This is a genomic window from Paraglaciecola sp., from assembly GCF_030730205.1.
GTDB lineage: Bacteria > Pseudomonadota > Gammaproteobacteria > Enterobacterales > Alteromonadaceae > Paraglaciecola.
On the sequence record NZ_JANQVQ010000261.1, the window covers coordinates 1 to 9,339 of the forward strand.

9 protein-coding genes are annotated in these 9,339 nt (G+C 42.0%); 5 read left to right on the forward strand and 4 right to left on the reverse strand.

Going from position 1 to position 9,339, the window contains the following annotated elements; all coding sequences use genetic code 11:
* Positions 1-243 precede the first annotated feature (243 nt).
* Entirely contained in the window at positions 244-1,011 is a 768-nt protein-coding gene (locus tag NWQ57_RS17210; RefSeq protein ID WP_306023404.1) for a DNA/RNA non-specific endonuclease, read from the reverse strand.
* A gap of 520 nt (positions 1,012-1,531) precedes the next feature.
* On the opposite strand from NWQ57_RS17210, the gene NWQ57_RS17215 reads away from it, so the two are divergent.
* The 3 genes from NWQ57_RS17215 to NWQ57_RS17225 are packed head-to-tail and all read left to right on the forward strand — an operon-like array spanning position 1,532 to position 4,694.
* Entirely contained in the window at positions 1,532-2,950 is a 1,419-nt protein-coding gene (locus tag NWQ57_RS17215) for a S9 family peptidase (protein WP_306023405.1), read from the forward strand.
* Entirely contained in the window at positions 2,947-3,990 is a 1,044-nt protein-coding gene (locus tag NWQ57_RS17220; protein WP_306023406.1) for a sensor histidine kinase, read from the forward strand. The genes NWQ57_RS17215 and NWQ57_RS17220 overlap by 4 nt, the downstream gene beginning before the upstream one ends.
* On the forward strand, positions 3,975-4,694 hold the full coding sequence (locus NWQ57_RS17225; protein WP_306023407.1) for a LytTR family DNA-binding domain-containing protein: 720 nt from the start codon (positions 3,975-3,977) through the stop codon (positions 4,692-4,694). The genes NWQ57_RS17220 and NWQ57_RS17225 overlap by 16 nt, the downstream gene beginning before the upstream one ends.
* A gap of 122 nt (positions 4,695-4,816) precedes the next feature.
* Here NWQ57_RS17225 and NWQ57_RS17230 read toward each other — a convergent pair whose 3' ends face one another.
* Positions 4,817-5,608 carry a glucosaminidase domain-containing protein gene (locus tag NWQ57_RS17230; RefSeq protein ID WP_306023408.1) on the reverse strand — a complete coding sequence of 264 codons (792 nt, stop codon included), beginning with the start codon at positions 5,606-5,608 and terminating at the stop codon, positions 4,817-4,819.
* A 568-nt stretch (positions 5,609-6,176) separates the two neighbouring features.
* On the opposite strand from NWQ57_RS17230, the gene NWQ57_RS17235 reads away from it, so the two are divergent.
* Both NWQ57_RS17235 and NWQ57_RS17240 read left to right on the forward strand, forming a co-directional pair.
* Positions 6,177-6,875 (forward strand): hypothetical protein, encoded by a 699-nt coding sequence (locus NWQ57_RS17235; protein WP_306023409.1) that lies wholly within the window; start codon positions 6,177-6,179, stop codon positions 6,873-6,875.
* 23 nt (positions 6,876-6,898) lie between these two features.
* Positions 6,899-7,762, forward strand: a complete 864-nt coding sequence (locus NWQ57_RS17240; RefSeq protein WP_306023410.1) for a hypothetical protein — start codon at positions 6,899-6,901, stop codon at positions 7,760-7,762.
* A gap of 93 nt (positions 7,763-7,855) precedes the next feature.
* Here NWQ57_RS17240 and NWQ57_RS17245 read toward each other — a convergent pair whose 3' ends face one another.
* Entirely contained in the window at positions 7,856-8,689 is an 834-nt protein-coding gene (locus NWQ57_RS17245) for a hypothetical protein (RefSeq protein WP_306023411.1), read from the reverse strand.
* Between the two features lie 10 nt (positions 8,690-8,699).
* Complete coding sequence (locus tag NWQ57_RS17250) at positions 8,700-9,092, reverse strand: GntR family transcriptional regulator (RefSeq protein WP_306023412.1); 393 nt, start codon at positions 9,090-9,092, stop codon at positions 8,700-8,702.
* Positions 9,093-9,339: the final 247 nt, after the last annotated feature.

Below are 9,339 nucleotides of genomic sequence, written 5' to 3' on the forward strand. Positions count from 1 at the left end.
ATTCACTTTGGGGATTAAAAGACATGAAAATTGAGCAAAACTACAACGAAGAAGTGAATATTAGGTTGAACGGATACTGATAAAATTGTTGAAAGTTTATGCAGTTTATTGGGCCAAGAAATGAAAGAACGATTGACAAAAAGAGCACTAGCCAACCACGAATTGTTAAGCCTGAAACGTAGTGCCGATAGTGAGCGAAAGTGCTAAGGCTGAAGCGGTCTAACACGTGTTAGACCGACTCGTTTAATTGCAGCCAAGGGCGCTGGTTAAGCCTCCCAATTGGCCTTCTACTGCACTTTCTTTATAGGAAGGTAAGGAGGGCATGATATTCAATCCTGAACGGGATTCGACAGAATTGATAGTCACTTCAGCGTCGCAAAAATCATCAGAGCGCGCTGCATTTTGTTCCATGATAAACGCGGATGCTTCTACCCAGCCGTTCACATCTGTAATCACGACTTTAAAATAACCGCTAGGTATTGTATGGCTTTCATCTGCTTGGGGCAGGGTGCCAAAGTTCCATTCGTACAAAGGCCCGCTAACGACATACACATCTTGTCCTGTCGCCACTAAGTCTCGCACTGCGGTCTCCAAATCAACCCAAGGACCTTGATTCAAATTTGATGCTTGAGGGGTAATATTGGAAAGGTAATTTAAGGTTGCCCAATCTGCTGTGTTGCTGAATGAGGCAAGGGGGACTTGATGACCTCTGTCAGTTTTTAATATTGCATTTGCATCAGTGTAATCAGCTGGCTCTAAGGTATTTGATGACGCAATATTGGGGTCAGCTTTCCAATTACGAGAACGTGTTGGTCCATTAATGGTGGAGGGTGTTACATGATATGCAACCCAGTCGGCGAATTTTGTGTTGGCATTATTGCTTAGCGTATAGATAGAACGTGTTACCACCTGGCCCGATACTCCGGTGGGACAATTATAAACACAATTAGCTCCAAAACTGATTGCACTCCAAAGGGTTAATGTTACAGCAGTAAAAAGTCGTAATTTCATAAGTTTCCTATTTTAAGTTTGAGTTCGTTGCTCAAAATTCACTTAACAGGAAGCATGCCAAATTGAGTAGCTTGAGTTGCGGCCTTTAAATATGGACTAACTGGTCTGCCTTTAAGGTTTACGAAACAAAATTTGACTATTATTTGCACTGATTTGGCCGAAATTGCACCAATTTAACAGGAGTGAGACGGCAAAAGATGATGGGTTTTGATGCGAAAATGAGTGAGTCAAAAACAGCGTTGTTACTTGTTGGTGTTCTTTCGGATTCAAAACACACTAAGCATGGTATATGTATAAATCAAAAGGGCAGCGACACCGATTTTTGCTCTTGCTAGCAAGCCTTAAAATGCGACCGAATGACATTATTTAATCAGCTTTTTGCGCTTCTCTATTTTCATTGCCTCTGACTTCGCAATTTATAGCCATACCGTTTAAACGATTAAATGACCGCTTATATAAAAGGCGGTCTGTAAGTTTGTGTGTGCTTTAGATTAGGGCAACTCAATCACGGAGAAACAAAATGAAACCCTTTTTAAAATATTTTAGCGTCACATTGTTATCTAGTTGCATGGCTTTGGCTTACATGGGCGAATCGTTTGCTTCTGGCACTCAAACTATTATGCCAGCCAAACACACGGGTGCAGTTGTTCAAACGCCTGTTTTTGAGGGACATTGGCGGGGCATTCTGCAAGTGAGTGAGCAGCAAAGTGTCGAATTTGTCTTTAACTTTAAGCAATCACCGGATGGTTTGGAGGCATCATTAGATGTGCCTGCGCAAAATCAATTTGGCTTGGATTTTGACGATGTAAACCAAGAAGGTAACGCTCTTACGCTAGTGCTGACTGCCGCGGGTATTCAATATCGAGGAGAACTAGTGAATGGAGAAATTAAAGGCGAATATCAGCAGGGAGGTTTTAAAGCGCCTGTTACTTTAGTCAAGACACAAACTGCTGCTGTGCGCAAAGCTAAACCGCAGGATCCAAGCCTTTCACCACATTATAGCGTTGAGCAAGTGAGCTTTAAAAATCATCGAGTCGGGCATCGTTTAGCGGGCACCTTATCCATTCCTAAAGGCCCCATAAAACATGGTGTAATAATCGTATCAGGTTCTGGTCCGACTGAACGAGATGGAGACGTTTTTGGTCACAAGCTCTATGCTGTTTTGGCTGATTTATTGACAAAAAGTGGCATTGCCGTGCTCAGATTTGATGATAGAGGTGTCGGGGAATCTGGTGGTGTATTTGCTACCGCTACGAGTATGGATTTTGCCAGCGATGCCGAAGCGGCCCTGAGGTTTATGCACTCTGACCCACGTTTTGCGCAAAGTAAATTAGGTTATGTAGGGCATAGTGAGGGAAGCCTAATTGCCGCAATTGCCATGGCAAATAAGGATTACGAGAAAGCAGATTTTTTTGTTTCACTTGCAGGACCAAGTACCACTGGTGGGCAAATACTGATTGATCAGTCATACCTCATTCAAAAAGTGCAGGGGCTAGATAGCTCGCAACTTGAAAAAGATGATGTGCAGCAACGCAAAATTATCGCTGCAGTGGTTAACGATGCGCCAGCGCAAGAGCTAAAACAATTGCTTGCTCAAAGTGGTATGTCGACAACACAAATAGAGGGGCAATTGGCACAGTTAAGCTCACCATGGATGCAATATTTTATCAAAACAGACCCGAAAACATTTTTAACTCAAATCAGCGTTCCTTCCTTCGTCATTGGTGGTGGTAAAGATCTGCAAGTGCCAGCGCAAAAAAATATTGATGGATTCATCCAATCTATTGATAAACAGTGGTTAAGCTATAAGATTTATCCGAATTTGAACCACTTATTGCAGCCGGCGGATACAGGTTTGCCTGCTGAGTATGCATCTATTGATACCACTGTATCGCCTGAAGTGGTTAAGGATATAAGCCTTTGGTTAGCGCAACTATGAGAATACCCTTCACGTTTTGGGGCATACAGTTAAGCATTTGGGGCAGCTTAACGCTGCTCAACTTGTTTGCACGAGGTTATTTTAGTCATTTTAAATTTGGCGAGTTAATTAATTCTCTTAGCTTGTTTGTTTCAATGATGGTTGCCTCTGGTGTGTTACGTCGTTTTTATCGAGACCGCGAAACAGACTCCTTACCCAAAGGCATCGGCCAAGCTGTTCTTGGAAGTGTGATCGCGTCGCTGGCTGCAATCTTGATTATCGGTTTGGTTTTATTGCCTAACCAAGCGTTTTTATTCGGTCAACAAAGCAATGTGGCGCTGTTGCAATTATTAATCTCGTACCCAAATATATTGCTGTTTTTGCTTTGTTGGTCAGCCGTTTACTTACTCATTAAGCGTCAAAAATCTTTGAGGCTGGCCTATGTTCGAGAAACACAATTAAGAGAACAACTGGCGACAAGTCAGATGGATTTGCTGCTCAATCAGCTCAACCCTCACTTTATGTTTAACGCGATTAACAATATTCGCGCGTTAATTTTAGAAGACGCCGATAAAGCCAGAGATAGCCTTGCGCTACTTTCGGATGTTTTGCGGGTAAGCTTACAGACCAAGCAAGATAAACTGTGGCCCTTAGAGCAAGAAATTGAATTAACTAAGAGTTTTATCAAGTTAAACATGCTGCAATTTGAACAAAGATTAGAAGTCGTTTGGCATATAAGTGGGGATAGGCTAGCGCATTGGAATGTGCCTTGTTTGTCACTGCAGTTATTAGTAGAAAATGCCATTAAACATGGTATTGGCAACAGCGCTACAGGTGGCGTAATTAGCATCCATGTTTCGGCCAATCACAGTTTGATCCTTGAAGTGACTAACCCAGGTAGCATTATCTCAAGCGAGAGTTCTACGCGTCTTGGCCTAACCAACATTCAGCAACGATTGCATTTGTTATTTAACGATAAAGCGCGTTTTACCTTATCTGAAAATAAACACTTAGTTTCAGCGAAAATTGTACTAGAGGAAGCCAAATGTTGCGCGCAATGATAGTTGAAGATTCTAGGTTAGGGCGCCTAGAATTAAAGTCTCAATTAGCGAATATTCACAATATTGAGCTGGTCGCTGAATCTGAAAACCTTGCAAGTGCTCGGGCGTATTTACAGCAACACAAAGTCGATGTGATTTTTTTAGACATTAATTTGCCTGACGGTAATGGCTTTGAGTTGCTGACAGAATTAATGCCTGCGCCAAAAGTTATTTTTACCACTGCCTTCGAACAATATGCGCTAGACGCTTTTGATAATAACGCGGTTGATTATTTAATGAAGCCTATTACCCAAGCTCGTTTGACCAAAGCGTGTGAACGTTTATCTGTTGATGACGCTACTGATAAGCAGGATCCAACAGATGAGTTAATGACCATGGAGCAGCGTTTTTTTGTTAAAGACGGAAGGCAATGTTGGTTAATTCCACTGGCTCAAGTCGAGCGTTTCGAGTCATTGGGAAATTACACCCAGGTGCATTTTGACAATAAGCATCCGATGTTACATAAAACCTTGGCACAAATTGAAAAACGTTTGCCCGAAAAGCATTTTTTTCGGGTAAGCAGAAGTCACGTTGTGCAATTAGACAAGGTCAATGACGTACAAGCTTGCAGTTCTGGCGGATTAGAACTCACTATGCAAAGTGGTGCCAAAGTGGAGGTGTCCCGTCGTCAGACGAGTTTGTTTAAGGAGCGTTTCGCCTTGTAGCCTCCTAAGCGGCCCTGTGTTTAGCGCATGTATCTTGTTGAATAAGGAAGGCGCTAGATAGCTGAGCATTGAAAAGCGCTATTTACATTCAGTGCTTTATGGTTTGTAACGGTGCCAAAGCCTTAACTCTCTTGTGAAGACATGAACTTTTGATTCACTCTGATCATCATGCGTATCTCTTCAATGTATGCTTCTCGTCGTTCTGAATAATTGATTAATCCCGCTGCCAGAGCGTTAGCAGTCACTTTTTTGTCGCTCTTTTTTAAGGCTGAACGAATAGCGCGAAGTTCTGTGTAGGCAGGATGGCTGTTTAGGTTTCGCATGTAGGCATACATGGCTTCATTTAAGTCATCAAATTTTGCGACTTCATGGGCAGCGCCTTCATTGCGTTTGGTGGGCACAAAGCCACAGCCTTTGTCAAAACACCAAATGCCAAAAAAGTTATAGCCTTCTTGCGCGAAGCGAGAGGTGCCCCAGGCTGATTCGTTGGCGGTTTGCACCAAAACTAATTCTGCGGGAATCACGTCAACCCGGCGTAATAACTTAGTGAATACTTCCTCGGGCGCTTTGATGTCTTTCACTCGGTACTCTGTGATGAGCCAGTCTAATTCTTTTTGTTGACGTGTCGTGAGTGATTGATCCGCTAAATGTAGAGTTTGAAGTTCTCTAATTAGTGTTCTAAGCGAAGAAATGTATTCATTTTGGGCAACAATAACGGGGGTTAAATAATTAAAAAAGGCGCGCTTTTTGTCTTGTACTCGCTCATATTGATTGAAGTCTGGAACAGGCTCGCCGCCGTATTCAAGATAGGGAAAGTCATTGACGGTATTTTTACTCGACTGAATAACAAAGACACCGACTATTAGCGCGAGCACCAAAGCCAATGATATCGCTTGGGGTTTGAATTTTTTCATTGAAGCCCTCTGAGCCTTGAATCGCTATCGTGTTATTACAAAAAACACTCTCACCCCTACACAAAAATGCTTTCAACAGCGTCTTGTTGATCTAAGAAGTGTTTTGTTTGCACCGCCATAAGATGAGTGTAGCTGACCTTTGCTGACATCAAGTGGGCGCGGTCGATATTTATAAAAGTTGTACGCTTCAGCCTGCCAACCCGATCAACCGACTGTAAGGCGTCAGGTTTGGCTACGCGGCACAACCACTACCGGTGATTAACATTTAAAAAGGGCAGTGGATATCGCTAGTTTACTGAGCCCCTTATTTTGTTGGCTGAGCTAAGTGTTTATTTTAACGCTGTTTTTTTAAAATTTAATCAGTGAATAATGCACATATTCAGTTGTGGAATATTTGCTCATTTTCGTTTTATACTGGCGCGCTCAAAAAACAACTGGGTGAGTATAGTCGTTATTATTTGAGCGAGGGGAGATGTTTTAACACCCTGTAGCAGAGGATGGTATTGTGGCTTGTTACAGATGTTACACCATAAAAAATATAATAATTTAAGTAGCAAAGGATGAAGTAATGACTTTATTTGGACAAAAATTCAAACACGTATTGGTAATTGGCTTGTCACTTTTTTTAGCCGCCTGTGCAAGTGCACCGCAACAAACTGTTGCGCTAAACAGCAATATATTAGCTAAGAGCGATATAAAAATTGGCTTTGTTTATATAGCCCCTGAAGAAAACGCGACTACGCATATTTATGGTGCGGGTTGCTTGTTGTGTTATGGCGTCGCGTCTTCTTTAACAAGTAAATTAGATACCCATTTAGAAGCTAATATTTCAACGGATGAGCTAGACAATATTAAAAATTTAGTGATTGCTCAATACGCAGAAAAAGCCCCAATCACCGAAGTAACATTACCTATGCCAATTGATAAACTCAAAAAGTTTAAAGGTGAGTTAGGTTACGCTAGCAAAGATTTCAGCGTATTAAAGCAAACTATGGGCTTAGATGTGTTAGTTGTGTTGCAGTTATATCGTCACGGCGCATATCGCAGTTTTAGCAGCTACGTACCTAATGGCGACCCACAGGGATATGTGGCTGGAACGCTTTTCGCTATAGATTTAGATACGAATGCCTATGTGCAATATCTTGAAATAGATGAGAAGGTTCAACCTGCCGGTGAGTGGGATGAGCCAGTTGCATTTCCAAGTGTGACGACGGCTTATTATCAAGCGATTGAAAACGTAAAAGCTAAGTTAAAAGAAGCCATTTAATTGGCTATGCCAAGGCAGGACAGATGCAGCGTTTTACTTTTTTAGTATTTATTATGGTCTTGGCGGGGTGCGGAAGCACCCCATACAGAGACGATTACACAAAACATGTTAATTTAGTCAAGAATCAATTTAATGAACCAAGTTCCCTTACCTTTACTTTTGACGGTGGAGACAGTGTTGATTTAAGAGGGCACTATGACGGTGATGACGAAGTAGGCCAGACGGCAATCTTGTATCAAGGAGGTGCGGGTTTAGTGGGTTTAATCGCTCAAATCGGCCTTCATGCTAGTTTGGTAGATTCAACTCGCGATGACAAATTGGCTGTTGCGCAACAAGAAGCGAATGCCCAAATACAGACTCTTATCGATCAGGTTCAGCGTTTATCCTTACCTTTATTGCTTGATGATATGGGTGAAAACCTGGTGACAAGGGATACCGTTAACACGCAAACATTGAGACTAAGACCGATTTTTTTTAGTAAGCCAGACATGAGCCAACTGATGCTTAAATTAGTTGCCTGGATACCTCATCCGAAAGGCGGCAAGAATACATCTCTCTACCAAAATATGATTGAAGTGCATGGGGGCAAATTTGCTGCAGTGACAGCTCTCGATGACAATACCAAGCAAGGTGATGTATTAGCGCAGTCGCTGGCGGTGATGCTTAAAAAAGCCTTACAAATCGCGCTGAATGATGTGACTGGAGTGTATCAAAAATCCAATGGGGCTCAGGCCTCTTTTTTTATTGAACAGAACAATAAGACAAGAGTCATCCGTGGTTCTGTGGTCGAGGAAAACTGTGATTATCAAGTTGTCCAAGATTTACACTCATGGTTTATTGCCATTCCTGTTGAGCAAAAAGAGTCGTTGGTGGCCTGCAACATTTAACAATCCTGTGCCCCATAATTCGTATTGTTAGGCCATATTGCCATCACCTAGGCTGTATTTGGCGTTCAATCTGACGCCAATTCTTTTGCTCTTTTAGCGTTCTTTTTCAAACACTGATTTTGGCAAGGTTAAGCACAGCGCGGTAATGATTAATATCACTTGAAAGTATAAAGACTGGAGCAGCAATTTATAATTGATGAGTTCGGTGCCTTGGAGCCACATACTTAAGGATAGGTGAAATACCGCGATAGCCAATATCAGCATGTTAATGTGAATGGCGCGTTTTTTGAGAGCATCGCGGTGCACTGGTTGCGCTAAGCCCTGCATTTTATTGTCGCGATACACTACGGCAATAATACCGATAAATAGACTATCGAGTATTACCAAGCCGACTAAATTACCGTAGCCCGCAAAGCCATCGAAAGGGTGCGCTACAAAATACAAAACGGTGGCAATAAATACGATATTTGCAAAAACGATTGTCACCGCCAAGGGCGCCGAAATATATTCACGCCATGTGCGCACTCTCAGCGAGGCCGTGCGTATGCTGCCTGAGTATTTTTTAAAAAGCGAAAAAAGGGCTTTGTGCATCAATACCATGACAACAACAGGGATCATGGAAAGTAGATATATCACCAATAATCCACTTTGGTCGTCCCAGTTTAATAACTCTGTATCGTTGATGATGGCATGTAAAACGATACCAGTAGCCAGTACAAAGGTGATCAAAACAACCAGCCAGTAGCTACGGCCTGCCTTTTTTAACCATTGTTTTACGTCTGTTGCCGCTTGAGGATAGCGATGGATGCCGTAGTTATTTGCGATGCCCTTTAACATGTTAAAACTCACAATAGGCACCAACACAAGGGTGACAACTACCTGTATTATCATCATCAAATAATTTGCTTGAGTAAGCCAGTTGGACATACTGAATTCCTTAGTTTGTTGGTGTGCAGCTCGATGTATTAGATAGCGCGGCATTAAAAGCGATTCTAATTTCAGAATCAGTCAGCCCAGCGCTGCGATACTTTTCAATATCATCAGCAAGTGTTTGGTTTAGCCACGCTTTGATATCCACTTGAATGTTTTTTTCTGCGTCTGCGCGGACAAAAGTGCCTCGGTAGCCTTTTGATTCGATCACGTTATCGCGTTCTAACAGTCGATAGGCTTTGGCGACCGTCTTAGCATTGATGTCTAAGTCTGCTGCCAATTGACGGATCGATGGCAAGGCATCGCTTGGCCTAAGCTGTTTGTTTTCGATTGCCTGTTTAATTTGTTTCACCAATTGGTTAAACAAAGGGTCTGCAGAATCGAGATCAATTGTTATCATATTAGTCTTGTACCTCTCGTCAAGATGGTACAATTAAAGTTTATTTGTACCATTTGGTCAAGTGGTACATTGATTGAATAAATGAATTTTCTTGATTAAGTTTTCAAGTGTTTGTTTTTGATTGATTTAAATTAAATGAGGTAGTGGGTTTTATAGTGGTTCAGGATACCTTAGTGATTGTCGGAAGGGGGTTAAAAGCCAGCAAGATGAAGTAGTGAGTAACATGCAAAAACAGCTAAGGTGAACA